The 23,313-nt window shown below is 67.8% G+C and carries 23 protein-coding genes and 1 riboswitch; of the genes, 12 read left to right on the forward strand and 11 right to left on the reverse strand.

The annotated features are described in order from the left end of the window. The first annotated feature begins 78 nt into the window (after positions 1-78). The gene (greA, locus tag FBZ90_RS03800; protein WP_145617113.1) at positions 79-552 is read left to right on the forward strand and encodes a transcription elongation factor GreA; all 474 of its coding nucleotides are present in this window, start codon (positions 79-81) and stop codon (positions 550-552) included. A 102-nt stretch (positions 553-654) separates the two neighbouring features. Here the strand turns inward: greA and FBZ90_RS03805 are convergent, their stop codons facing one another. Further along, positions 655-1,170, reverse strand: a complete 516-nt coding sequence (locus tag FBZ90_RS03805) for an Lrp/AsnC family transcriptional regulator (protein WP_145729698.1) — start codon at positions 1,168-1,170, stop codon at positions 655-657. Positions 1,171-1,302: 132 nt separating this feature from the next. On the opposite strand from FBZ90_RS03805, the gene FBZ90_RS03810 reads away from it, so the two are divergent. The 5 genes from FBZ90_RS03810 (at position 1,303) to FBZ90_RS03830 (ending at position 5,863) form a co-directional block, all read left to right on the forward strand. After that, on the forward strand, positions 1,303-2,328 hold the full coding sequence (locus tag FBZ90_RS03810; RefSeq protein ID WP_211101901.1) for a mitochondrial fission ELM1 family protein: 1,026 nt from the start codon (positions 1,303-1,305) through the stop codon (positions 2,326-2,328). A 205-nt stretch (positions 2,329-2,533) separates the two neighbouring features. Next, on the forward strand, positions 2,534-3,226 hold the full coding sequence (locus FBZ90_RS03815; protein WP_145729699.1) for a 2OG-Fe(II) oxygenase: 693 nt from the start codon (positions 2,534-2,536) through the stop codon (positions 3,224-3,226). Positions 3,227-3,322: 96 nt separating this feature from the next. Further along, positions 3,323-5,254: a hypothetical protein gene (locus FBZ90_RS03820; protein WP_145729700.1), complete on the forward strand. Its 1,932-nt coding sequence runs from the start codon at positions 3,323-3,325 to the stop codon at positions 5,252-5,254. A gap of 109 nt (positions 5,255-5,363) precedes the next feature. After that, the gene (locus FBZ90_RS03825; protein WP_145729701.1) at positions 5,364-5,573 is read left to right on the forward strand and encodes an addiction module protein; all 210 of its coding nucleotides are present in this window, start codon (positions 5,364-5,366) and stop codon (positions 5,571-5,573) included. Next, complete coding sequence (locus FBZ90_RS03830) at positions 5,573-5,863, forward strand: type II toxin-antitoxin system RelE/ParE family toxin (RefSeq protein WP_145729702.1); 291 nt, start codon at positions 5,573-5,575, stop codon at positions 5,861-5,863. Before FBZ90_RS03825 ends, FBZ90_RS03830 begins: the two co-directional genes overlap by 1 nt. A gap of 73 nt (positions 5,864-5,936) precedes the next feature. Here the strand turns inward: FBZ90_RS03830 and FBZ90_RS03835 are convergent, their stop codons facing one another. After that, positions 5,937-8,069 (reverse strand): protein-disulfide reductase DsbD family protein, encoded by a 2,133-nt coding sequence (locus tag FBZ90_RS03835; RefSeq protein ID WP_145729703.1) that lies wholly within the window; start codon positions 8,067-8,069, stop codon positions 5,937-5,939. A gap of 304 nt (positions 8,070-8,373) precedes the next feature. On the opposite strand from FBZ90_RS03835, the gene trxB reads away from it, so the two are divergent. From trxB to FBZ90_RS03855, 4 genes are all read left to right on the forward strand, one after another. Further along, positions 8,374-9,342 carry a thioredoxin-disulfide reductase gene (gene trxB, locus FBZ90_RS03840; protein WP_145729704.1) on the forward strand — a complete coding sequence of 323 codons (969 nt, stop codon included), beginning with the start codon at positions 8,374-8,376 and terminating at the stop codon, positions 9,340-9,342. Positions 9,343-9,640: 298 nt separating this feature from the next. Beyond that, positions 9,641-10,555 carry a LysR family transcriptional regulator gene (locus tag FBZ90_RS03845; protein WP_145617095.1) on the forward strand — a complete coding sequence of 305 codons (915 nt, stop codon included), beginning with the start codon at positions 9,641-9,643 and terminating at the stop codon, positions 10,553-10,555. Positions 10,556-11,072: 517 nt separating this feature from the next. Further along, positions 11,073-11,477 (forward strand): PAS domain-containing protein, encoded by a 405-nt coding sequence (locus FBZ90_RS03850; RefSeq protein ID WP_145729705.1) that lies wholly within the window; start codon positions 11,073-11,075, stop codon positions 11,475-11,477. Positions 11,478-11,674: 197 nt separating this feature from the next. Beyond that, positions 11,675-12,811: a tetratricopeptide repeat protein gene (locus tag FBZ90_RS03855; RefSeq protein WP_145729706.1), complete on the forward strand. Its 1,137-nt coding sequence runs from the start codon at positions 11,675-11,677 to the stop codon at positions 12,809-12,811. Here FBZ90_RS03855 and FBZ90_RS03860 read toward each other — a convergent pair. The 7 genes from FBZ90_RS03860 to FBZ90_RS03890 all read right to left on the reverse strand — a co-directional run bounded on the left by FBZ90_RS03860 (position 12,780) and on the right by FBZ90_RS03890 (position 20,168). Then, positions 12,780-13,949 (reverse strand): aminotransferase, encoded by a 1,170-nt coding sequence (locus tag FBZ90_RS03860; protein WP_145729707.1) that lies wholly within the window; start codon positions 13,947-13,949, stop codon positions 12,780-12,782. The two genes, FBZ90_RS03855 and FBZ90_RS03860, sit on opposite strands and share 32 nt — an antisense overlap. A 152-nt stretch (positions 13,950-14,101) precedes the next feature. Further along, positions 14,102-14,494, reverse strand: coding sequence for a hypothetical protein (locus FBZ90_RS03865; RefSeq protein WP_145729708.1), 393 nt, complete (start codon positions 14,492-14,494; stop codon positions 14,102-14,104). Between the two features lie 258 nt (positions 14,495-14,752). Beyond that, entirely contained in the window at positions 14,753-16,306 is a 1,554-nt protein-coding gene (gene gcvPB / locus FBZ90_RS03870; protein ID WP_145729709.1) for an aminomethyl-transferring glycine dehydrogenase subunit GcvPB, read from the reverse strand. After that, positions 16,306-17,649: an aminomethyl-transferring glycine dehydrogenase subunit GcvPA gene (gene gcvPA, locus FBZ90_RS03875; RefSeq protein ID WP_145729710.1), complete on the reverse strand. Its 1,344-nt coding sequence runs from the start codon at positions 17,647-17,649 to the stop codon at positions 16,306-16,308. The genes gcvPB and gcvPA overlap by 1 nt, the downstream gene beginning before the upstream one ends. Next, a complete protein-coding gene (gcvH, locus tag FBZ90_RS03880) occupies positions 17,649-18,023 on the reverse strand; it encodes a glycine cleavage system protein GcvH (protein ID WP_145729711.1) in 375 nt (124 codons plus the stop codon). Before gcvH ends, gcvPA begins: the two co-directional genes overlap by 1 nt. Positions 18,024-18,095: 72 nt before the next feature. Continuing rightward, positions 18,096-19,211, reverse strand: a complete 1,116-nt coding sequence (gene gcvT / locus FBZ90_RS03885) for a glycine cleavage system aminomethyltransferase GcvT (RefSeq protein WP_145729712.1) — start codon at positions 19,209-19,211, stop codon at positions 18,096-18,098. Positions 19,212-19,434: 223 nt separating this feature from the next. Next, positions 19,435-19,529, reverse strand: a riboswitch (glycine riboswitch). Between the two features lie 141 nt (positions 19,530-19,670). Beyond that, entirely contained in the window at positions 19,671-20,168 is a 498-nt protein-coding gene (locus FBZ90_RS03890) for a hypothetical protein (RefSeq protein WP_145729713.1), read from the reverse strand. 314 nt (positions 20,169-20,482) lie between these two features. Between FBZ90_RS03890 and ispH the strand changes: the two genes are divergently transcribed. Continuing rightward, complete coding sequence (ispH, locus tag FBZ90_RS03895; protein ID WP_145729714.1) at positions 20,483-21,430, forward strand: 4-hydroxy-3-methylbut-2-enyl diphosphate reductase; 948 nt, start codon at positions 20,483-20,485, stop codon at positions 21,428-21,430. A 143-nt stretch (positions 21,431-21,573) separates the two neighbouring features. Further along, a complete protein-coding gene (locus tag FBZ90_RS28255) occupies positions 21,574-22,161 on the forward strand; it encodes a methylated-DNA--[protein]-cysteine S-methyltransferase (RefSeq protein WP_145729715.1) in 588 nt (195 codons plus the stop codon). A gap of 136 nt (positions 22,162-22,297) precedes the next feature. Here FBZ90_RS28255 and FBZ90_RS03905 read toward each other — a convergent pair whose 3' ends face one another. Together FBZ90_RS03905 and FBZ90_RS03910 are read right to left on the reverse strand one after the other, a co-directional pair. Beyond that, entirely contained in the window at positions 22,298-22,570 is a 273-nt protein-coding gene (locus FBZ90_RS03905; RefSeq protein ID WP_145729716.1) for a PspC domain-containing protein, read from the reverse strand. Between the two features lie 65 nt (positions 22,571-22,635). Next, positions 22,636-23,313, reverse strand: coding sequence for a PspA/IM30 family protein (locus tag FBZ90_RS03910; protein WP_145729717.1), 678 nt, complete (start codon positions 23,311-23,313; stop codon positions 22,636-22,638).

Here is a 23,313-nt window from a genome sequence, read left to right on the forward strand (position 1 = left end):
CGTTGTCGCGATGCGGCCCCTCGGGGCTCGCCCCAGGGGCAACGCCCCTGGGTTCTGAGTAACGGAATATCGAAGGCTATGGAAAAAATCCCGATGACGTTTGCGGGTTATACCCGCCTCCAGGAAGAACTGAAGCATTTGAAGGTCATCGAGCGGCCGGCCGTGATCAAGGCCATCGCCGAGGCGCGCGAACACGGCGACCTGTCGGAAAACGCGGAATACCACGCCGCCCGTGAACGCCAGAGCTTCATCGAAGGGCGTGTCATGGAGCTTGAGGACAAGATCAGCCGGGCCGAGGTGATCGACGTCAGCAAGCTGACCGGCAACGCCGTGAAGTTCGGTGCCACCATCCGCCTCGCGGATGAGGACACCGATGAGGAGTCCACATACCAGATCGTCGGCGCGGACGAGAGCGACATCAAGAACGGCTTCCTGTCGATCACCAGCCCGCTGGCCCGCGCGCTGATCGGCAAGCATGTCGGCGACAATGTCGAAGTGACGACGCCCGGCGGCTCAAAGAGCTACGAGATCGTCGAGATCGCCTTCCGCTGACGCGGAAGCGCCGTCACGGCACTTGAAAGAAAGGCCCCCGCCGGTTGTCCGGCGGGGGCCTTTCTTCATGGCGATAAGGGGATAAGCAACAAGGAGACGGGATTATTCCTCGTCTTCCTCGTCCTCCAGCACCTCGGGGCCCACATCCACGTCGATGGGAACACCGGGGGTGTATTTCGACTGGCGGATGGCCAGGGCCGACTTCACGTGGCTGACGTTGGGGGCCGCGGTCAGCTTCGTGGTCAGGAAGCGCTGGTAGCTGTCCCAGTCGGCGGCCACGATCTTCAACAGAAAGTCGGTTTCGCCGGCCAGCATGCTGCATTCCCGAACCTCGGGCCAGCTGTTGACCATGCCTTCGAATTTCTTCAGATCCGCCTCCGCCTGGGAGGACAGGCCGACCTGGGCGAACACGGTCACGCCGAAGCCCAGGGCCTCGGGGTTGATGTCCGCATGGTAGCCCCGGATGAAGCCAGCCTCTTCCAGCGCGCGGACGCGCCGCAGGCAAGGGGGCGCAGAAATGCCGGCCCGCCGGGCAAGTTCCACGTTCGTCATTCGGCCGTCCGCCTGCAAGTCGCGCAGGATACGCCGATCAATTCGGTCGAGTTTGACCCGCCGCATGGTATTGTCTTGTGCTCCCGGGAGGGGTGGGGTGGAAAGGATATTACATAGAATGCCGTGCGCCCCCAGGCAAGAAAGATTGTTGCGCGCGAAACGGTCCCATCCTTTTGCGATGCGCGCTACAGTGCCGGCATGAACGCCCAGAGCCCCTTGGCGGCATCGGCCGCCGCCCCCACCCCGACGCCCGCAACCCCGCCCACCTGCTGGGTTTTATCCGACGGCAAGGCCGGCATGGAAAACCAGTGCCTGGGCCTGGCGGAGGCGGTGGGCGCGACCCCGGTGGTCAAGCGCATCCACCTGAAGACACCCTGGCGGCAGCTCAGCCCCTATCTGCCGCTGAGCCTGGACGGCAGTCTGGCGCCCGACTCCGATCCCCTGGCGCCACCCTGGCCCGATCTGCTGATCACCTCGGGCCGGCAGGCGGTGGGGGCGGCCCTGGCGATCCGCCGCCGAAGCGGCGGCCACACCTTCTGCGTCCATATCCAGAACCCCGGCGTGCCCTTCGGCCTGCTGGATCTGGTGGTCATGCCGGCGCATGACCGCAAGGTCGGACCCAACGTGGTGGAAAGCCTGGGGGCCCTGCACCGCGTGACGACGGCGCGCCTGGCGACGGAGGCGGCACGGTTCGCCCCCCAGCTGGACCACCTGCCCCGGCCGCGTGTCGCCGTGCTGGTCGGCGGTTCCAATGGCGTCTATCAGCTGACACCAGCGGTGACGGCGCAACTGGCGGACCGGCTGGCCGACCTGGCGCGCCGAGGGATGGGCCTGATGGTGACCCCTTCCCGCCGCACGGGGGCGGAGAACGAAGCGGTCCTGCGCCACCGCCTGGCCGGCCCGGATCTGCCCCCGAACGCGGCCGTGGTCTGGGACGGCACGGGTCCCAACCCCTATTTCGGCTATCTGGGCCTGGCCGACGCCGTGCTGTGCACCGGCGACAGCGTGTCCATGGTGTCGGAAGCGGCCAGCACCGGCAAACCCACCTACGTCATCGGGCTGGAGGGCACGTCGGCGAAGTTCGACCGCTTCCACGCGCTCATGGTGGAACGCGGGGTCACCCGCCCCTTCACCGGCGTTGTCGAGGATTGGACGCCGGCGCCGCTGGACGACACGCCGCGCGTAGCGGCCGAGGTGGTGCGACGCATGGCCGCCCGGCATTAGGGCCCCGACGGGACGCACGGGCACGGCCTGTGCTATGATGTGTGTATCCCTGGCCGTCCTTTCCCGATGTGGCGGGCAGTCATTGACCCCGATGCATCGCCACCCCATCTGGGGTGCGGTATTTGCGAACCCATCTCATCAAGAACGATTCTAAAGTACCGTCCCCTTTCGGCCCGCTGGGCGCCAGCCTAAAAGAAGCAGCACGATGATCGGCACCTCCTCCCCCTCATCCGCCCCCCTTGGCGCCACCCCGGCCAACCGGACGACCGATCCCGGCCGGGCCATCGACCTGGACGCGTTCCGCGCCAAGCCGGTGGACCACAACCCCTTCGCCCATGTCATCATCCCCGGCTTCGTCCGGGCGGAGGTGCGCGAGGCCATCCACCGCGACTTTCCGGAGATCGCGCAGCCGGGCAGCTTCCCCGCGCGGGAACTGAGCTTCGGCCCCGCCTTCGCCGCCCTGCTGGAGGAAATCCAGGGACCGGCCATGACGGCGGCGTTCGAGGAGAAATTCGGCATCGACCTGACCGGCCATCCGACCATGGTGACCGTGCGCGGCCGGGCCAAGGCTCAGGACGGCCAAATCCATGTCGACAGCAAGAGCAAGATCATCACCGTGCTGATCTACATGAACCCGGCCTGGGAAACCGCCGATGGCCGCCTGCGCCTGCTGCGCGGGCCGGAGAGCCTGGACAACGCGGTGGCCGAGATTCCGCCGGCCGAGGGCACCCTGCTGGCCTTCGTCAACGGCCCCACCGCCTGGCACGGGCACACCAGCTTCGTCGGCCCCCGCCGGGTCATCCAGTTGAACTGGGTGCAGGACGACGGCGTGGTGAAGCGGGAACAGTTCCGCCACGCCTTATCGGCCAAGATGAAGCGGCTGAACCCCTTCCGCTGAATCTGTGAAAACGGCGCGTCTGACCGTATAACGCCCTGATGCGTCACCGCCGGCCGGCTCAAGGGCCGGCGGTCCCCTCGTCATTTGGACCCGTCCATGCCCCTCAAGATCGAAACCTTCAGCAACGTCACCGGCGGCAGCAGCTACTTCAAGGCCATAGGCCACCCGCTGGCGGCGGAACCGGCGCAGGCGCTGCTGGCCGATCTGCGGGCGGCCGGCCGGGTCGCCGTGTACGACCCGCTGAACATGCTGGAGCCGTTCGACGAGATCCACCACCTCACCGGTGTCGACGTGGTGGCGGTCTACGCCCAGGACGTGGCCAAGATCGGCCAGCCGCTACTGGGCCGCCCGGCGCAGCCGGTCACCGCCCTGGCCGGCACCGCCGTGGACGCCGTGTTCGTGGCCGCCTTCGATGCCGACCGGCTGGTGGCCCACATCCGGCACCTGATCCCCGCCGGCGCCAAGGTCTATTCCCTGGACCCGCTGAAGCTGCCGGAGGAGTTGCTGACGGACCGCCGCACCTACCTGGCGCCGCTGAACTTCGCCACCAACTACGCCTTCTTCCGCGATAGCGCCGGCCACCACACCCGGGTGGTGACCGCCAACTACTGGTCCAGCTATGGCGCCGCCGAGCCCTATCTATGGCTCTGCCTGTTCGGCGAGGACGGCCAGGTGCTGGCCCGCTGGACGCAGGAGCTGCCGGGCGCCGACGGCACCGTGGTCATCGACAGCGCCGCCGTGCGCCGGAAGTTCGATTTGGCCGACTTCACCGGCCAGCTGTTCATCCATGTGGTGGGGGCCGCCGGCCACGATGTGGTGAAGTACGCGCTGGACACCTACGGCGACGCCGCCGACACCCTGTCCTGCACCCACGACGCCAACGCCTGGCCGTCGGACTTCTATGCGGGATTGCCCGCCCCGCGCGCGGATGAACGGGTGATCCTGTGGGTGCAGAACAGCCACCCCTGCCCCATCCCCGCCGGCGCCGTCGCCCTGAACCTGATGGGCCACGACACGGCCGTGGCGCTGGACCGCGAGGTCCCGCCCTACGCCACCTATGCCCTGGACGTGGCCAGCCTGCTGCCCGACGCCCGCTGGCCGCAGCAGGTGGAGATCCGCGCCGGCAAGCATTTCGTCCGCCCGCGCTATGAGGTCATCCGCACCGATGCCGCCGGCGCCACCCGCCACCGCATCGCCCACCCGAACGTGGAGCGCGTGGACCTGAAGCCGGACCCCAAGCTGGCCACCCTGACCAACCTGATGGGCAAGGGCTTCATCCTGCCCGCCCCCATCTTCCCGGCCGGCCGCTTCCGCACCATCGCCCTGCCCACCCCCATGGGCACGACGCAAAGCCACCTGCCGCTGACCGCCATCGTCTATGACGCCGACGGCACGGAGGTGGCGCGCCGCGACCTGGGCCGCCTGCCGCGCGACCATGAGACGGTGTTCGAGGCGGCCGACATCCTGGACGGCAAGAGCCTGCCTTCGGGTTATGGCCATCTGGAGCTGATCTACGACTTCGCCGCCGGCGAGAACGACGCCGATGGCTGGCTGCACGCCCTGTTCCGCTATGAGGACGGTGTCAGCGGCCATGCCGCGGAGACCAGCTTCGGCGCCCACATGTTCAACACGGTGCTGACCTACAAGAACGAGCCGCAATCCTATTCCGGCCGGGCACCGGGCCTGTCCACGCGGTTGTTCCTGCGCACCGGCATGGCGGCGGACGTGGACACGCTGTGCCACCTGATCTACCCCGCCAGCACCCCCTGGAACACCCGCTCCAACACCGCCCTGATCCTGATGACCAAGGACGGGGAGGAGATCGCCCGCCGCATGGTCGCCATCGCCTGCTCCGGCAGCTTCCACTTCCGCGTGGGCCAGACCTTCACCAGCGGTGAGATCAAACAGGCCGGCCGCGACGCCTATGTCCTGATCCGCGACACCACCTGCCGCCTGTTCGGCTATCACGGCCTGATCCGCGAGGGTGCCCAGGGGGCTTTCGCGCTGGATCACATGTTCGGGTTCTGAGGGTGGGGGGTAGCGTTGCGAGCAAGCCGCACGGTTGCGCCTTGTTTCAGCTTGGGTGTCTAATGCCTGCATCCACTCCGCTTCTGCCCACCGCTGGGAGCATTTGGACATGGCCACGATCGACTATAGCCACATGACGCCCGCCGAGAAGCTCTCCCTTATTGGCGAGATTTGGGAAAGCATTGAGGCCGACGCGATTCCCCTGACCGAAGCGCAAAACGCCGAAATCAAGCGACGGCTTGATACGCTGGATGACGATATCCGTCACGGCATCGATGCTGACGCCTTGGAGGCGGAGCTTGACCGCCGCTTTCCGTAATGCGGGTGATCCTCACACCTCAGGCGCAGGCTGAATACATCGAAGCGATTGAATGGTATCGGCAGCAGGCGCCCGGTCTCGATAAACGCCTTCGTGCAGCCTTTACCGATACGCGCAAACGGATCGCCGCCGGTCCTTTGCGCTTCCCGGCAGCGATTGCGGACACCCGCCGTGCCCGGCTCCGGGACTTTCCATACCTTGTCGTCTACCGGCTCGCGGGTGATACCGTGCAGGTGATCGCCTTTTTCCACACCAGTCGCAGCCCGCGGCGGTGGCAGCGCCGGATGTGACGGGGAGCCCCCAGTAAGGAAAAGGGCCGGCGGATCGCTCCGTCGGCCCTTTTCCCATTGACGCACCGGGATGTTACTGGGCGCTGGCGCTTTGCTTGGGCAGGCTGCCCACCGCCTCCAGCACCTGGGCCTCGGTCAGGATCTGCGGCCACACGTCGGCCTCCGCCTGGCCGGGGCGGTAGAACAGGTAGAGGGGTACGCCGCTGCGGCCGTGCGCCTGCAGCACGCGGGTGATCTCGGCATCCCGGTTGGTCCAGTCGCCCTTGAGCAGGGCCACGTTGTGGGCCTTGAACGCGGCGTGCACCGTGTCGCTGGACAGGGCGACGCGCTCATTCACCAGGCAGGTGATGCACCAGGCGGCGGTGAAGTCCACCAGCACCGGGCGGCCATCGGCCCGCAGCTTGTCCAGGGTGGCGGGGGAGAAGGCCTCGAACCCGTCCGTCATGGCCACGGCCTTGCCCGAGGGGCCGCCGGCGGACGCGGCGGACGCGACGCCGCCACCGGCCTGGGGCACCACCGCCGCGACCGCCAGGCCCAAGGCCAGCAGGGCCGCCACGGCACCGCCGCGCCGGGCCCAGCCCTCGCTGTAATGGGTGACGCCATAGAGCCAGGCGGCGAAGCCCACCAACACCAGGCCGACCAGGATGCCGGTCATGCCCGGCGCCCCAACCTGCACCGCGAACACCCAGACCAGCCAGGCGGCGGAACCATAGAGGGGGAAGGCCAGCACCTGCTTCAGCCGCTCCATCCACGCGCCGGGCTTGGGCAGGTGGCGCAGCAGCCAGGGGCTGCAGGCCAGCGCCAGGAAGGGCAAGGCCATGCCGAAACCCAGGGCCAGGAAGACGGCCAGCGCCACATACCAGGGCTGGACCAGGGCATAGCCCACGGCCGCCCCCATGAAGGGCGCCGTGCACGGCGTGGCGACGACGGAGGCCAGCACGCCGGTGAAGAAGGAAGCGGCATAGCCGTCACCCTGGGTCAGCCCCTGGCCGGCGCCCATGAACTGGTCGCCCACGGTGAAGACGCCGGACATGCTGAGGCCCAGCAGCAACATGACGTAGGCCAAGACGGCCACCACCAGGGGCGACTGCAGCTGGAAGCCCCAGCCGATCTCCTGCCCCCCGGCGCGCAGGGCCATCAGCACGATGGCGATGGCGGCGAAGCAGGCCAGGACGCCGGCGGTATAGACCAGGCCGTGCAGGCGGGCGTGGGCGCCCTGGTGACGCACCAGGGCCATGGCCTTCATCGACAGCACGGGGAAGACACAGGGCATCAGGTTCAGGACCATGCCGCCCAGGCACGCGAACAGCACCGCCTGCCACAGGGGCAGGGCGGCACCGTCGGCAGAGGTGGCCGGGGCCGCTGTCCCACCCGCCGGCGTCGCCGCTGCGCCCTCGGCGGGAAGGGCGATGGCCAGCGCCTGGGTGGTGGGCTGGCCGTTCACCAGTTCCGTCACCTCCAGGATGCCGTTCACCGGGCCGGGCTTGGCGCGGCCCGTGGGCTTCAGGGTCAGCGTCAGGCCATCCTTGGTGACGGATAGCGGCTGCGGCGCGCCGGCCTCGACCAAATCGGGATTCTCGGCGAAGAAGTAGGCGTCCTTGACCTGGGCCTCGGTCAGGCCTGGGGCGGCCAGGCGCAGGGTGACGGCGGTCTTGGTGCTGCTGACGCTGGCGGCATAGGGGCTGGGCACCGGCAGGGCCGCCCGCGCCTCCGCGAACAGGGACGCCACGGCCGGGTCGGCGGTGCCACTGGCGGCGACCGGCACGTCCAGGGTCAGGGTAGCGTCCTCGGGCACGCAGACATCGGCACAGATCAGCCAGTTGGCGGCGGCGGTCAGGGTGACGGTTTCGCCGGGCTTGGCATCGGCCGGCACATCCAGGCGCGCCAGGATGCGCGTGGCCTTCTCATAGCCGTAGTTGACCAGCGGCCCGGTGGTGAAGCGATGCGGGGCCGGGAAGGTCAGTGGCCCCGCCGACCAGCCCGCCGGCAGGGTCCAAGTGACCTCCGTAGGCAGGCCCGAGTCGCCGGGATTGATCCAATAGGTGTGCCAGCCGTCCTGCAACGTCTGGTCCATCGCCACCCACAGCGGCTGGCCGGGAACGGCGGGCCCCTCGGCCACCAGTTGGCTGAGGGTATGCTCGGTCTTGACCGGGGCGGCCAGCGCCGGACCGCCCGCCAGGCCGGCCAGCGCCAAGAAAGCCGCCATCCATTTCCTGAAACCGCCCATCACCGCCGCATCCCACAGTTCGTCCACAAAACCCATCCCCCTGATGTAGTGCATGATGGCGCCCGCCGCCATGGGGGAATGGCCGCACGTCCAAGCCCAGCCGCCCCGATGCGGAAGCAAGGCTGCGCGGCCCTCTCTGTGACGTCTGCCGTTGAGCGTCGGGCCGCTTGCCGCTATCGTCCGCCTCGACGTGAACTTCCGCGCCTGTCCCACCATATCTAGAGGGCGGCGAGGGCCCGGCCCCCAATGAAGGGGGTCCCCTCCCCGGCCAGGAACAGTTTCCATGACCACCCATCGCACCAAGGTCCTGATCATCGGCGGCGGCCCCGCCGGTTACACCGCCGGCATCTACGCCGCCCGCGCCAACCTCCAGCCCATCCTGGTTCAGGGCATGCAGCCGGGCGGCCAGCTGATGATCACCACGGAGGTGGAGAACTACCCGGGCTTCGCCCAGGCGGTTCAGGGTCCCGACCTGATGGAACAGATGCGTCAGCAGGCGGAGCATGTGGGCACCACCCTGGTGTACGACGTCATCACCTCCGTCGACTTCAGCCAGCGCCCCTTCGTCTGCAAGGCCGACAGCGGCGACGAGTTCGTGGCCGACACCGTCATCATCGCCACCGGCGCCCAGGCGCGCTGGCTGAGCGTGCCCGGCGAGCAGGAGTTCCAGGGCGCCGGCGTGTCGGCCTGCGCCACCTGTGACGGCTTCTTCTTCCGGGGCAAGGAGGTCGCGGTCATCGGCGGCGGCAACACCGCGCTGGAAGAGGCGCTTTACCTGACCCACCACGCCGCCAAGGTCACCCTGATCCATCGCCGTGACAGCTTCCGCGGCGAGAAGATCCTGCACGACCGCGTCTTCGCCAACCCGAAGATCGAGGTGCTGTGGAACCACAAGGTCGAGCGGGTGCTGGGCAAGGGCGGGGCCGCCGACGGCGGCTTCGACATCAACAACCCCAAGCAGGTCACCGGCCTGGCCCTGACCAACACCGTCACCGGCGAAGGGCGGGAGCTGGCGCTGGACGGCGTGTTCGTCGCCATCGGCCACGACCCGGCCACCGCCATCTTCAAGGGGCATGTGGAGATGGACGACGAAGGCTATGTCGTCACCGCCCCGGACAGCACCCGCACCAACGTGCCGGGCGTGTTCGCCGCCGGTGACGTGAAGGACAAGGTCTTCCGCCAGGCGGTCACCGCCGCGGGCATGGGCTGCATGGCCGCGCTGGAAGCCGAGCGCTTCCTCGGCGGCCACTGACCGCCACCCAGGCTTCCGAGTCAGGGGGAAGGGCGCCGCGCCCTGGTATGGCGGCGGCCTTCTTTGTACCGGTGTATGGTATCCGTTCAGGGGATGAACGGTTGGGCGTTGCCAAAACGGCACGCTATGGGGCTAAAATGCCTTATCAGTCTATGGCCTAACCGTGTGGACACCCACAATCGGTAGCGTCCCGGACAAGCTGGGTATATATTCTTTGCATGGCGGCCCGCTTGAGGCCGTCATTTCCGACGGTCCCGCCCTGCGGGGCCGCAACGTCTTTGACGCATAAGGACCGGGAATGGACTGGGACAAGCTTCGCGTTTTCCACGCGGTGGCGGAGGCCGGCAGCTTCACGCATGCTGGCGAGACCCTGAACCTCAGCCAATCGGCCGTCAGCCGGCAGATCAGCGCGCTGGAGGAAAGCCTCCATGTGCCGCTGTTTCATCGCCATGCCCGCGGCCTGATCCTCACAGAACAGGGTGAGCTGCTGTACCGCACCGCCCGCGAGGTGTTCGCCAAGCTGTCGATGACAGAGGCGATGCTCTCGGAAAGCAAGGAACATCCCAAGGGCCCGTTGAAGGTGACCACCACGGTCGCCTTTGGCTCCACGTGGCTGACGCCCCGCATCCGGGAATTCCTGTCGATCTATCCGGACGTGCAGCTGACCCTGCTGCTGGACGATAACGAGCTGGACCTGTCCATGCGTGAGGCGGACATCGCCATCCGCATGGTGCCGCCGCGCCAGCCCGACCTGATCCAGCGCCACCTGATGACGGTGCGTACGCACCTCTATGGTCACCGCACCTATCTGGAAAAGCGCGGCACGCCGGAAACGGTTGAGGAACTGCAGAAGCACGACCTCATCGCCTATCCGTCCGACGCCAAGGCGCCGGTGCCCAACATCAACTGGCTCCTGGCGCTGGGCGACCCGCCCGGTGGCGAGCGTGACACCATCTTCCGCGTCAACAGCCTGTACGCCCTGTACAAGGCGGTGGAGAGCGGTCTGGGCATCGCGGCCATCCCCGACTACATCATCTCCGAAAGCAACCCTGACCTCGTGCGCATCCTGCCGGACGTGACCGGGCCGCGCATCGACGCCTACTTCGTTTATGCCGAGGAACTGCGCCACTCCAAGCGCATCGCGGTCTTCCGCGACTTCCTGGTCAAGAAGGTCGCGGAAACTTTCCCCGCGACGCATGCGCCTACCGCATAGCTGAGACGGCTAATCACCCCTTTAAACGGGGCATCAAAAGATTAAATATCTGGTCATCGGATGTTGCGACGCAGCATCCGATGTTTCCTCCAGGATGCCCGTCCTGGAGTGGGCCTTCGGGCCCAACGTCTCCCAGACGTGAAGCCTCCCTGTTCAACTCGCCGGTAAGTCATCGACTTACCGGCAGTTTTTTTACTAGGTGGTTTTAAAGTAACCCACCGGGGTTACCACCAGGCTTCTGTGAAACGCCACGGACCTGGCACTCTGGTTCACTTGCCTGATCCAAAACAGCCGTCGCACATTCCACGCCGGGATGAGGACGGGTTGTTGCCGTTTTTTGCGCCCCATCCAGGCCTTACAGGAAGAAGGCCACGCCGATATGTGGCGCCTCTGTGGAATATAAGGATAGGGACGAAAAATGACTGGCCCAGCCATGTGGAATGCGACAACGGTCGCCCGATTCCCTTTGCAGATTCAAAGCAACAACTTGCGCCTCCTGCACGACTATTGGGAAATCATGCGCGGTGATCGCGCCTTTCCCGAAACGTCCGAAGTGGATGTGGTGGATCTTCCAATGTCGCCCGGCGGCGTGATGCTGGTGGACGTGGCGCCCAACCAGATGGCCTTCACCCTGAAGTGGGTGGGAACGGACTATGTTTTATGGCTGCGTCGGGAATCCACCGGCCTGCAGCTGGAGGACCTGCCCCCCTCCCCCAACACCGTGCCCTTCGCGCAAATGCTGCGCCGGGCCGCTGATAACTGCCAGCCCCAGGCCCGCAGCCTGCCGGCCGCGCCTTCCATGAACATTCCCGCCGTCGAACTGGTGGTGCTGCCCCTGGGTGGCCTGGACGGCAAGGTGGCCCGCCTGCTGGTCGGCTGCGCCTTCGACCGCAAGCGCCGGGGCCTGCAGGTCATCGGCTGATTTTTTTGCGCCGCAGCTGGTAGCGCTATCAGCCAGCCCGCCGTGGACCTCCTTGACAGGGACTGCTAACGTGAATCCTGGGCCTGTCGATAGGCCCACGGTCCGCGTGAAGGGCTCAGCCCAGTCGATAGCGTCCTCCCATCCCTGACTTCCTGCCCGATCATCGCGGACTCCGGGCCCATGGAAGGAAGGCCGTCATGACCGATAGGTCGTCGCCCGGCGACACCCGGCAGAGCCCCCTGCGGGCGCTGCCCGCCCATCCCAATCTCGACCATCTGCGCAAAGAGGCGAAGCGACGCCTCAAGGATTTGCGCCAATCGGCACCCGGAGCCTTGCTGGCCGAGGCGCAACGCGATGTGGCCCGCGACTACGGGTTCACCAGTTGGCGCCGGCTGGTGGCCCTGCTGCGCCCTATCGCCGCCAATACGCCAGAATTGCCCTATGACTGGGGCTGGGATTTGGCGCGCGTGACGGCCGAAGCCCAGGCCCGGGGCGATGACGCGGCGGTGGAGTCGGCTTATCGCGCCCTGATCGCGCGGAAGCCGCCGGGCGTGGCGGAATTGGAAGCGAACTTCGCCCTATTCCTACTAAACCGCCCTGACGGTGGAGTTGAGGCGCGCGCCATTTTTCGCCGGCTGCTGCGCACGCCGACCGCCACCATCCTGGCCCACTACGCCAGCTTCGCCCAAGCCGCCGGCATGGTTGACCTGGAGGGGCGGGAGGAGATTTATCGCCGTGCCGTGGCCATGGGCGACAATCTGTTGGCCGCGCATCATTACGCCGCCTTCCTCTGGCATGAACGGGGAATCCGAACCGAGGCCCTGCGGTTGGCGCGCATCGCGGCGGAAGGCGAAGCCGCTCATCCCCTGACCCAAGCCATTTACCAAGGCATCTACGCCACGATGGCGTGGCGCAACGGCGACGCGGTCACGGCGGAAACCTGGTTCCGACTGGCGCGGACCCGCTCCAAGAGCGACGTGTATGCCACCCTGGCCTTCGCCCATATGCTGACGACGACAGGGCAGGCCTCGGAAGGCCTGAAGCTGGCAGCGGAGGTGACGTCGCATCCCCGCCTGCCCGACCTTGGGCCCCTCATGGCGGGATGGTTCAGCGCGGTCGTGAACTTCCTGCTCTACGCTCATGGCGACGTTGCCCAGCAGACCGCCGCCCTTCTTGCCCTGGACGCCGCCCCCATCCCCGCGCAGGCCGCGTCCGATATCCTCGACCTTTGGCGGACGGTCGAGGCGGCGACGGCTAATGGCCACCAGGCGCCACGGCGACTGGTGGCGCTGGCGCAGAGACTCACCGGCCAAAGAACTCCTTCAGGCGGATGACGGCACTGTCCAGGATGGCGTCCTGCTTGCTGAAGCAGAAGCGGATGAGGTGGGTGGGCGCGTCCTGCTCATAGAAGGCGCTGACCGGAATGGCGGCCACGCCGGCATCGGTGGTCAGGCGACGGCAAAAGGCGGCGTCATCCTCGGTGGCGCGCCGTCCGCCAACGCCGCTGATATCGGCGACGACGAAATAGGTCCCCTGCGACGGCAGCACGGGCAGGCCGGAGGAGGCCAGGCCCGCCGACAGCCGGTCGCGCTTGGCCTCCAGCGCCGCCGCCAACAGGCCGAAATAGGCGTCATCCTTGGCCAGGCCATAGGCCACGGCCGCCTGAAGGTTGGGCGGGGTGGTGAAAGTCAGGTACTGGTGCGCCTTGGACACCGGCTGCAGCAGGCCCGGCGCCGCCGTGACATAGCCCACCTTCCATCCCGTCAGGGAGAAGGTCTTGCCCGCGGAGCCGATGCGTAGAGTCCGCTCCCGCATGCCGGGCAGCGCCATCAGGGGAAGGTGGCGGCGACCGTCGAACACCAGATGCTCATAGACCTCGTCGCACACCGCCAGGCAGTCGTGGGCGATGACCTGATCGGCCAGCAACTGCAACTCGTCGGCCGACCAGACCTTGGCCGCCGGGTTCAAGGGGTTGTTCAGCACCACCAGCTTGGTGCGCGGGCTGAAGGCGGCAGCCAGGTCGGCCGGGTCCACGGTCCAGCCCGGCGGTTGCAGCCGCACGAAACGGGGAATGCCACCGGCCCGGCGAATGATGGGGACGTAGCTGTCGTAGAGCGGCTGGAACAGCACCACCTCGTCGCCCGGTTCGATCAGGCCGAACAGGCAGGCGGCCAGCGCCTCGGTCGCGCCGGAGGTCACCATCACCTCCCGCTCCCAATCCACCTCCAACCCGTAGAAGCGCGCCGCGTGGGTCGCCACGGCTTGGCGCAAGACCGGCAGACCCATCATGGGCGGGTATTGGTTATTGCCCTCCAGCAGGGCGCGGGCGGCAACCTGCAGCACATCCTCCGCCCCCCGATCATCCGGGAATCCCTGTCCCAGGTTGATGGCGTTGTGCGTGGCCGCCAGCCGCGACATGGCCTCGAAGATGGTGGTTCCGTATCCCGACAGGATGGCGTTGCCCGATCGCACCCAGTTTCTCCCCAACCTTTTCAGCCCCGCGCGGCGGCGCCTATGGTCCTGGGCAAACAGGCAATGGTCAAGGTGCTGAAAAGCAAAGGGCCGAAGCGAAAATCACGCTCCGGCCCAGCCAAAAAGACAAGAGAGGAAAAGAGGGGAATGGCTCAGGCGTTGCCGGCGGGCGTCTGGAACGCCAGGGCGCGGGCGCTGTCGTTGGCGGCGACGTCGTTGGCCGCGGCCAGAACCTTGGCATGAACCGGCGCCCCCTGGGCCGCACCCTGGGCGGCACGGTGGCGATGGCGCCAGGCGTCAAAGCGGCCGAACAGGGGGCGAACCAAGCGCGGGGCGTGGTCACGCGCCCGAACATAATGCCGACGGGCCGAAACGGAACTGCGCAACACCATCAGCCCGCCCACCGCCAGCAGCGGCGTGGAGACAGGGCCGGGAATGGGCAGGGACAGCACACCCAGGCCCATGACCAGCCAGCCGGACGCCTGCAGCGCCGGGCGGCGCAGGCGGGCGATCTCAACCCTGGGCAAGCTGGCAACGGTCAACATGGGGAATGGTCCCGGCGGAAGGTCGCGGCGTCGGATCGGCCGCGTGGTGAATGATGACGGCAGATTTGGCCGAAATTGCGATGGAAGCTAGGCCCCCGCGGGGCAATGCCGATTTGTGTGCGCTGCAACCCATTCGGGCAAAGCAACGGAGAGCCCGCAAAAGCAGGGGGCGTGCCAAAAGAGAAAGGGCGGAACCCAAGGATTCCGCCCTTTTTCCCAATCATGCCGCCGGGCCACGGTGGTGGCCCGAACCCATCATTACGCCGCCGGCGGCGTCCAGCGCAGGACTGGCTTGCGCGCCGCCGCGGTCTCGTCCAGGCGGCGGCGGGGGGTGTAGCGGGGGGCCGCCAGGAAGTGGGCGGCGTCACCCGCCTTGGCCTTACCCACCAGGTGCCGCATGGCGCCGACGAACTGGTCCAACGTGGCCTTGGACTCGGTTTCCGTCGGCTCGATCAGGAAGGCGCCGTGCACGACCAGGGGGAAGTACATGGTCATGGGATGGAAGCCTTCGTCGATCATCGCCTTGGCGAAGTCGAGGGTGGTGATGCCCGTGTCCTTCAGGAAGCGGTCATCGAACAGGGCCTCATGCATGCAGTAGCCGTCGAACGGCACGCTCATCAGGTCCTGCAACCGCGCCTTCAGGTAGTTGGCGTTCAGCACGGCGTCGCTGGAAGCCTGGCGCAGGCCGTCGGCACCGTGGCTCATGATATAGGCCAGGGCGCGGACGAACATGCCCATCTGGCCGTGGAAGGCCTTCATGCGACCGAAGGGCTTGGCCGCCCCCTCTACCTCGCCCGCATGCTCCACCAGGCGCAGGCCGTCCTTGCCATGCACCACGAAGGGCAGCGGCGCGTAGGGGGCCAGCGCGTCCGACAGGACCACCGGGCCGGAACCCGGGCCACCACCACCATGCGGAGTGGAGAAGGTCTTGTGCAGGTTGATGTGCATGGCGTCCACGCCCAGGTCCGCCGGGCGCACCCGGCCGACGATGGCGTTGTAGTTGGCGCCGTCGCAGTAGAAATAGCCGCCGGCGGCATGCACCGCGTCCGCGATCTCCTTCACCTGGGGCTCGAACAGGCCGCAGGTGTTGGGGTTGGTCAGCATGATGCAGGCGACGTCGGGGCCTAGCTTGGCCTTCACCGCCTCGACACTGACGCGGCCGTTGGCCTCGGCCGGGATGGCGTCCACGGTGAAGCCGCAGAAGGCCGCCGTGGCCGGGTTGGTGCCGTGCGCCGACTCCGGCACCAGCACGCGAGTACGGCTGGTCTCGCCCCGGGCCTGCAACGCGGCGCGGATGGCCATCAGGCCGCACAGCTCGCCATGGGCACCGGCGGCCGGCGACATGGCCACGGCCGGCATGCCGGTCAGGGTCTTCAGCCAGTGGGCCAACTGGTCAATCAGCTCCAAGGCGCCCTGGACGGTGGACTGCGGCTGCATCGGGTGGATGTCGCCGAAGCCCGGCAGACGCGCCAGCTTCTCGTTCAGGCGGGGATTGTGCTTCATGGTGCACGAGCCCAGCGGGTACATCGTGCTGTCGATGCCCAGGTTCTTCTGGCTGAGGCGCGTGTAGTGGCGCACCACCGTCGGCTCCGACAGGCCGGGCAGGCCGATGCCCTCGCGGGCCTTCAGGCCGCCCAGGCGGCTGGCGACGGCCGGGGCCGCCTCCAGGTCCACGCCGGTGACGCCGGGGTTGTCCAGTTCGAAGATCAACGGCTCTTCATGCACCAGCGCCCGATTCCCGGTGTAGGTGGCCACATCGCTGCCGGCGGCGGATTCCACGTCCGGCGTGGTCTTGCGTCCTTGGGTGTTCATCACTTCGTCCCTCCCAGGGCCTGAACGAGGGCGTCCATGTCGTCTTCGGTGGTGGTCTCGGTCACCGCCACCAGCAACAGGTCGGCGAGGTCCTTCTCGCCGGGGTGCAGGCGGGAAACGGGCACGCCGGCCAAGAGGGGTTCCGCCGCCAGCCTGTCCACCAGCGCGGCGGCGTCGCCCTTCACCTGGACGGTGAACTCGTTGAAGAAGCCCTGGTTCAGCACGGTCACGCCGGCCGCGGCCAGCTTGTCCGCCAGTTGCACCGCCTTGGCATGGTTCAGCCGCGCCAGGCCGGTGAAACCCACCTCGCCCAGCAGCGACAGGTGCATGGTGAAGGCCAGCGCGCAGAGGCCGGAGTTGGTGCAGATGTTGGAGGTGGCCTTCTCACGCCGGATGTGCTGCTCCCGGGTGGAGAGGGTCAGCACGAAGCCGCGCTTGCCGTCCGCGTCCACCGTCTCGCCGCACAGGCGGCCCGGCAGCTGGCGCACGAACTTGTCGCGGGTGGCGAACAGGCCCAGGTAGGGCCCGCCGAAGTTCAGGCCGTTGCCGATGCTCTGGCCCTCGGCCACCACGATGTCGGCGCCCATGGAGCCGGGCGATGGCATCATGCCCAGGCTCACCACCTCGGTCACCACCACCACCAGCAGGGCGCCCTTGGCGTGGCAGGCCTCGGCCAGCGGGGTCAGATCGCCGACATGGCCGAACAGGGTGGGGTTCTGCACCACGACGCAGGAGGTCTTGTCGTCGATGGCGGCCGCCAGGTCCTCAGTCCCCTTGGGATCGACCGGCAGGGTCACCAGGTCCACACCCAGAACGCCGGTGGTGGTGGCCGTCACGTCGCGGTAGTGCGGGTGCAGGCCACCGGACAGCACGGCGCGGTTGCGGCGCGTGACACGGTTGGCCATCAGCACCGCCTCGGCGCAGGCCGTGGCACCGTCGTACATGGAGGCGTTGGCCACATCCATGCCGGTGATGAGCGCCACCTGGGTCTGGAATTCGAACAGGTACTGCAGGGTGCCCTGCGTCACCTCGGGCTGATACGGCGTGTAGCTGGTGAGGAACTCACCGCGCGTCAGCAACTGGTCCACCGAGGCCGGCACATGGTGGCGGTAGGCGCCGGCGCCCAGGAAGCTGGGGCAGCTACCCGCCGGCACGTTGCGGGCGGCCAGGCGCGACAGGGCGCGTTCCACCTGCAGCTCGCCCTGGTGGTTGGGCAGGCCGGCGATGGGCTGGTCCAGGCGGGCCGCCGCCGGCACGTCGCCGAACAGCGCATCCACCGACGGGGCGCCGATGGCCGCCAGCATCTCCCGCCGGTCGGCCTCGGTCAGGGGCAGATACCGCATCAGTGCTGACCTTCCACGAAGGCGTCGTAGGCGGCCTGGTCCATCAGGCCGTCCAGCTGGGCGGGGCTGGCCAGGGTCATCTTGAAGAACCAGCCGGCGCCCTGCGGGTCGCTGTTGACCAGGGACGGGTCTTCGACCACGGCCTGGTTGCCCTCGACCACCGTGCCGTCCACCGGTGCGAACACTTCGCTGGCGGCCTTCACCGATTCCACCACGGCGGCGTCCTTGCCCTTGGTCAAGGCGCGGCCGGCCTCGGGCACCTCGACGAACACCACGTCGCCCAGCTGGCTCTGGGCGAAGGTGGTGATGCCGACGGTGGCGACGTCGCCGTCCAGGCTGATCCACTCATGGTCTTCGGTGAAACGGATGGTCATGATTCTGCTCCTCGGGGGAAAGGCGTTCAATGGCAAGGCGGGCCCGGCGCAGGCCGGGCCGCGCGATGGGGATCAGCCGCGGTAGTAGCGCTGCGGCACGAACGGCAGGGCGGCCACCTTGGCCGGCAGGGCCTTGCCGCGCACGATCAGCGACAGCGGCGTGCCCACGGCGGCGTTGGCGGCGGTGACATAGCCCATGGCGACCGGGGCGTTGGCGCTGGGGCCGAAGCCGCCGGAGGTGACCTCACCCACCGTCTGGCCGCTGGCGTCCTGGATTTCGGTATGTTCGCGCGCCGGTGCCCGGCCCTCCGGCTGGATGCCGACGCGGTAGCGCGCGGCCCCCTCCGCCAGTTGGCGGCGGACGATGGCGTCACCGGGGTAGCCCCCCTCCTCCCGCCGGCGCTTGGAGATGGCCCAGGTCAGGCCGGCCTCCACGGGGGTGGTGGTGGTGTCGATGTCATGGCCATAGAGGCACAGCCCGGCCTCGAGGCGCAGGCTGTCGCGGGCGCCCAGGCCGATGGCCGACACCTCGGGCTCCGCCAACAGCAGGCGGGCCACATCCTCGGTGCGGGCGCCATCAATGCCGATCTCGTACCCGTCCTCGCCGGTGTAGCCAGACCGGGCGATGGTCACCGGAATGCCCTTCAGGCTGGCGTTGACCATGGACATGAAGGGCATGGTGGCGACCTCGGGCACGAAGCGGGCCAGCACGGCCGCCGCGGTGGGGCCCTGCAAGGCCAGCAGGCCCCGGTCGTCGCCCAGATACTCGACCTCGATACCCGGCAGGCCGGCCGTCAGGTGCGCGATGTCCTGCACCTTGCAGGCGGCGTTGACCACCAGGAACAGGTGGTCACCCCGGTTGGCGATCATCAGATCGTCCAGGATGCCGGCCTGATCGTTGGTGAAGAAGCTGTAGCGGATGCGGCCTTCCTTCAGGGCCTTCAGCTCGCCCGGCACCAGCTTTTCCAGCGCCTCGACGACACCGTCACCGCGCAGGACGACCTGGCCCATGTGCGACACGTCGAACAGGCCGGCCTGCTCCCGGGTGTGAAGGTGTTCCTTCAGCACACCCAGCGGATACTGGACGGGCATGTCATAGCCGGCGAAGGTCACCATCTTGGCGCCCAGCTCGCGGTGTAGGGCATTCAGCGGCGTGGTGAGCAGGGGCGAATCGGTTTCGGTAACCATTGGTGCCAAGGACTCCCGGCGGACGAGTTCATCCCACACGGACGGATTCCGTGTGGGCTCGCCCCCCTCTGTCCCGGACCCTGAGAGATTCACGGGGGACGACCCTGTCATCAGGTCGGACCCGCTTACTCCGTCGGTGGGCTTTGGCCTCCAACGCCGGAAAGCCACCCGCAGGGGGTGGCGACAGGCATTGCCATGAGGCCGGGCCGCTTTCCAGATGCGCCTCTTCCTCGCGGTCCTTTTGCCTGAGAGTTTCCGGGGGCGGTTGCTCCTTCGGCGCCAGACCCGGACGGGACCAGTCTCTCCCGCGAGGTGTCATCAGCTTCGCGAACGCACCCTAATCCAACGGACCCCAAAAAGTAAAGGCGGGCCGCTGCCCCGCGACCCGCCTTCCCCGAGGGTCCCCGGCCTTGGGCGCCCCTGCCCGGCCGGTCGAACCCGTACGCCCTGTGCCTTTGCTTATTTCCCGGCCGGAACCGGCGGGGCCGGCGGCTTGGAATTGAAGCGGATGTTGGCCTCCAACTGCTCCGGCGTCAGCTGGAAGCCCACCAGCACCTCGTAGTAGCGGCCGTCGACTTCCGGGCTCAGCGGGATGAACTGGGTCAGCCGCTCCACCGAACCGCCGCTGCCGCTGCTGACATCCAGGGTGACGTTGTAGGTCTGCTTGGTCAGGATCTTGCGATCAGCGTCGGTCACCGCGACGAAATAGGTCAGCGGCAGCGGGCCGCCGGTGTAGGCGGGACCGGTGCTGGCGCCCACGCGCAGATTCTCGGTCATGGTGACGCCCTTTTCGCTGTACTCGCAGCGCCCCTCGATATTGGGCATCACGGCGGTATAGCTCAGTTGGCCGTTGGCACCGGGCACGCCCACCGACGACGCGTCGCGGACGATGGCCACGGTGGGGCAGCCGGGACGGTAACCGACGTTCTTGTTGGCGCATGCCGCCAGCGACAGCATGAGAGGCATCCCCAAAAGCAGGGCCAGGCGGCCGCGGGTGCCTTTCCTGGGGGGCCAACCTATATTAGTGTCCGTGTGGATGTTCATTGAAGCGGGGCTCGTCTGGAGTTGGACGCCGGCCGGCGTCGGGGCCCCGCGACAATAGAGAAGCAGCCATACCGGCACAAGACATCGCCTGCGCCATCCTTATATTGATGGGCGACGAGATTTAACGTATCGGCGCTGGCGATCCTCAGCCGCGCCGTTTTATGATCCGCCGCCATGATCGGCCCCGCGAGCCGGGGCTTACCGGAACCCGAGTAGACCTGATCACCATGACCAAGCCGACGCTCAACATCCTCTTGGCCTCCCCGCGCGGTTTCTGCGCCGGTGTGGACCGCGCCATCCAGATCGTGGAGGTGGCGTTGCAGCGGTACGGCGCGCCGGTCTATGTCCGGCACGAGATCGTGCACAATCGCTACGTCGTCCAGGGCCTGGAGGCCAAGGGCGCCATCTTCGTGGAGGAACTGGACGAGGTGCCGGATGGCCGCCCGGTGGTCTTCTCCGCCCATGGCGTGCCCAAGTCCATCCCGGCCGAGGCTGAAAACCGTAAGCTGATGTATGTCGACGCCACCTGCCCGCTGGTGTCCAAAGTCCATCGCGAGGCGGAACGCCATTTCGCCGACGGCCGCCAGATCATCCTGATCGGCCATGCCGGCCACCCCGAGGTGGTGGGCACCATGGGGCAGCTGCCGCCAGGTGCCGTGCTGCTGGTGGAGTCGGAAGAGGACGTGCGCACCGTCCAGGTGGACGACCCGCTGAACCTGGCCTTCGTCACCCAGACCACGCTGTCGGTGGACGACACGGTGCAGATCGTGGCGGCGCTGAAGGCCCGTTTCCCCGCCATCGCCGGGCCGCGCAAGGAAGACATCTGCTACGCCACCACCAACCGCCAGACGGCGGTGAAGGCCATCGCCGAGAAGGCGGACGCCATCCTGGTGCTGGGCGCGCCCAACAGCTCCAACTCCATGCGCCTGGTGGAGGTCGCGGCCAAGCACGGTTGCGTCAATTCCATGCTGGTGCAGCGGGCCACCCAGATCGACTGGTCCATGATGGACAAGGTCAAGGTGCTGGGCATCACCGCCGGCGCGTCGGCCCCGGACATCCTGGTGCAGGAGGTCATCGAGGCCTGCCGTGAGCGCTACGACGTCCAGATCGAGGAAGTCGTGACCGCGGTGGAAAACATCACCTTCAAGCTGCCGCGAGGCCTTGCGGCGGAGTGATTCCGGGTCCCTCAATCGCCGGGCGCCGCCATCCGGCGGCTTGGCTTGTCCTCGCGTTTCAGTCCGCTGCGCTTCCCGGAAAGCTCCGGCGGCCGCGGTCGCGGCCATAAGAGTGCTTGGCCTTTGGCGGGATGAGGGAAGTGATGACGGCGCATGCCCATATCCTGTTCGACACCGCCATCGGCGCCTGCGCGCTGGTGTGGGGGGCGGACGGGATCGTGGGGGCCCAATTGCCGGAGGGTGGGCCTGAGCAGGCCACGGCCCGTCTGGCGCGGCGCTTTCCCGGCGCCACGGCCGCGGATGAGGATTCTCTCCCGCCCGTCATCGCCCAGGCCCGGGCGCGCATCCGGGCCCTGATGGGCGGGGAGGCGGTGGACATCGCCGACATCCCCCTGGACCTCACCGGGATCGATCCCTTCGCCTTGCAGGTCTATGCCGTCACCCGCGCCATTCCGCGGGGACAGACCTTGACCTATGGAACGGTCGCCGCCCGCATCGGGGCGCCCAAGGGCGCGGCGCGAGCGGTGGGACAGGCGCTGGGCCACAACCCCATCCCCATCCTGATCCCCTGCCACCGCGTGCTGGCGTCAGGGGGCGGCACCGGCGGCTTTTCCGCCCAAGGCGGCATCGATACCAAGTTCCGCATCCTCGCCATCGAACAGGCCCGCCCGGAGAACGAGCCACCCAGCCTGTTCGATACGCTGCCACTGGCGATCAAGCCCAGATGCTGAACCCAAACGCTGAAAGTGAAACCGGCCCCCACCGCACGGCCGGGCTTCCCTTGACCCATGGGTCGGGTTCCCGTGGCGGTGGAGGCCGGTCGGGACGGTCCCCCGCGAACCGTCCAAAGCCCTACCCCAGCCTCTTTCACCAGTGGGCGCGGTAGAAGCTGCGGCTGACGTGGATTTCCTCGCGGTCGGCGTATTCGCTGTCCAGCACCAGGGCCAGGGCGGCATAGACCACCAGGGTCGCGCCGAAGAAGCAGAACAGGCTCAGCACCGTCAGGATGCGGATGAAGGTGGCCGGCAGGCCGGTGTAACGGGCCAGGCCGGCGCAGACGCCGAACAGCACGGCGCGGCTGGGGTCCTTGGCCAGGCGATGACGGCGCATCGTGGCGGAAATACGCTGAAAGCTCCTCATAATCCCCTCTCCACTGTTCGATGATGGCGGGCACCGGCGGCGCCCGGGTCGTTTACGGATTTGTCTTACCCTTGCGGGTTGTTGCGGCTGGCCACGCGGGCCTTCAGCGCCTCAAGCTCGGCGGTCACCTTGTCGTCGCCCAGGGCGTCGATCTCCGCGGCCAGGCCGCGCGGCTGGCGGCCCATCTCCATGACCTCGGCCTCGCTTTCCAGCAGGTCGATGTCGCGCTGCAGGGTGCCGTAATGGGACAGCGCCTCTTCCAGACGGTTGTCGTGGATCTGGCTGCGCATCCGCAGGCGGGCGGTGGCGCTGCGGTGGCGGGCCAGCAGGGCGCCTTGGCGGGCGCGGGCATCGGCCAGCTTGGCCTCCAGCCGCGCCACGTCATCCGCCCCCTTGGCCAGGCTGTCGCTGATGGCCTGGATCTCGCGGCGGATGGGGTCGGCGGCATCGGCCAGCCGGGCCTTGGCCACCAGGGCGCCCCGGGCCAGATCCTCCCGGCCCTTGGTCACCGCCAGTTCGGCCTTGCGGTCCCATTCCAGCAGCTCGAACTCCACGTCGCGGTAACGGGCCTCCAGCTCCTTGCGGCGGGCCATGGAGCGGACGGCCTCCGCCCGCACCTCGACCAGCGTGTCCTCCATCTCCTGGATGACCAGGCCGATCAGGCGCTCCGGATCTTCCGCGCGGTCCAGCATGGCGTTCAGGTTGGCATCGATGATGTCGCCGAGGCGGGAAAACAGTCCCAT

The sequence above is a fragment of the Nitrospirillum pindoramense genome (assembly GCF_007827955.1).
Lineage (GTDB): Bacteria > Pseudomonadota > Alphaproteobacteria > Azospirillales > Azospirillaceae > Nitrospirillum > Nitrospirillum amazonense_B.

Bases quoted from the DNA above. Each gene is read 5' to 3' on its own strand.
- greA (WP_145617113.1), top strand. From the start codon at position 79: ATGGAAAAAATCCCGATGACGTTTGCGGGTTATACCCGCCTCCAGGAA.
- FBZ90_RS03805 (WP_145729698.1), bottom strand. From the start codon at position 1,170: ATGCGGCGGGTCAAACTCGACCGAATTGATCGGCGTATCCTGCGCGAC.
- FBZ90_RS03810 (WP_211101901.1), top strand. From the start codon at position 1,303: ATGAACGCCCAGAGCCCCTTGGCGGCATCGGCCGCCGCCCCCACCCCG.
- FBZ90_RS03815 (WP_145729699.1), top strand. From the start codon at position 2,534: ATGATCGGCACCTCCTCCCCCTCATCCGCCCCCCTTGGCGCCACCCCG.
- FBZ90_RS03820 (WP_145729700.1), top strand. From the start codon at position 3,323: ATGCCCCTCAAGATCGAAACCTTCAGCAACGTCACCGGCGGCAGCAGC.
- FBZ90_RS03825 (WP_145729701.1), top strand. From the start codon at position 5,364: ATGGCCACGATCGACTATAGCCACATGACGCCCGCCGAGAAGCTCTCC.
- FBZ90_RS03830 (WP_145729702.1), top strand. From the start codon at position 5,573: ATGCGGGTGATCCTCACACCTCAGGCGCAGGCTGAATACATCGAAGCG.
- FBZ90_RS03835 (WP_145729703.1), bottom strand. From the start codon at position 8,069: ATGGCGGCTTTCTTGGCGCTGGCCGGCCTGGCGGGCGGTCCGGCGCTG.
- trxB (WP_145729704.1), top strand. From the start codon at position 8,374: ATGACCACCCATCGCACCAAGGTCCTGATCATCGGCGGCGGCCCCGCC.
- FBZ90_RS03845 (WP_145617095.1), top strand. From the start codon at position 9,641: ATGGACTGGGACAAGCTTCGCGTTTTCCACGCGGTGGCGGAGGCCGGC.
- FBZ90_RS03850 (WP_145729705.1), top strand. From the start codon at position 11,073: ATGCGCGGTGATCGCGCCTTTCCCGAAACGTCCGAAGTGGATGTGGTG.
- FBZ90_RS03855 (WP_145729706.1), top strand. From the start codon at position 11,675: ATGACCGATAGGTCGTCGCCCGGCGACACCCGGCAGAGCCCCCTGCGG.
- FBZ90_RS03865 (WP_145729708.1), bottom strand. From the start codon at position 14,494: ATGTTGACCGTTGCCAGCTTGCCCAGGGTTGAGATCGCCCGCCTGCGC.
- gcvPB (WP_145729709.1), bottom strand. From the start codon at position 16,306: ATGAACACCCAAGGACGCAAGACCACGCCGGACGTGGAATCCGCCGCC.
- gcvPA (WP_145729710.1), bottom strand. From the start codon at position 17,649: ATGCGGTATCTGCCCCTGACCGAGGCCGACCGGCGGGAGATGCTGGCG.
- gcvH (WP_145729711.1), bottom strand. From the start codon at position 18,023: ATGACCATCCGTTTCACCGAAGACCATGAGTGGATCAGCCTGGACGGC.
- gcvT (WP_145729712.1), bottom strand. From the start codon at position 19,211: ATGGTTACCGAAACCGATTCGCCCCTGCTCACCACGCCGCTGAATGCC.
- FBZ90_RS03890 (WP_145729713.1), bottom strand. From the start codon at position 20,168: ATGCTGTCGCTGGCGGCATGCGCCAACAAGAACGTCGGTTACCGTCCC.
- ispH (WP_145729714.1), top strand. From the start codon at position 20,483: ATGACCAAGCCGACGCTCAACATCCTCTTGGCCTCCCCGCGCGGTTTC.
- FBZ90_RS28255 (WP_145729715.1), top strand. From the start codon at position 21,574: ATGACGGCGCATGCCCATATCCTGTTCGACACCGCCATCGGCGCCTGC.
- FBZ90_RS03905 (WP_145729716.1), bottom strand. From the start codon at position 22,570: ATGAGGAGCTTTCAGCGTATTTCCGCCACGATGCGCCGTCATCGCCTG.
- FBZ90_RS03910 (WP_145729717.1), bottom strand. From the start codon at position 23,313: ATGGGACTGTTTTCCCGCCTCGGCGACATCATCGATGCCAACCTGAAC.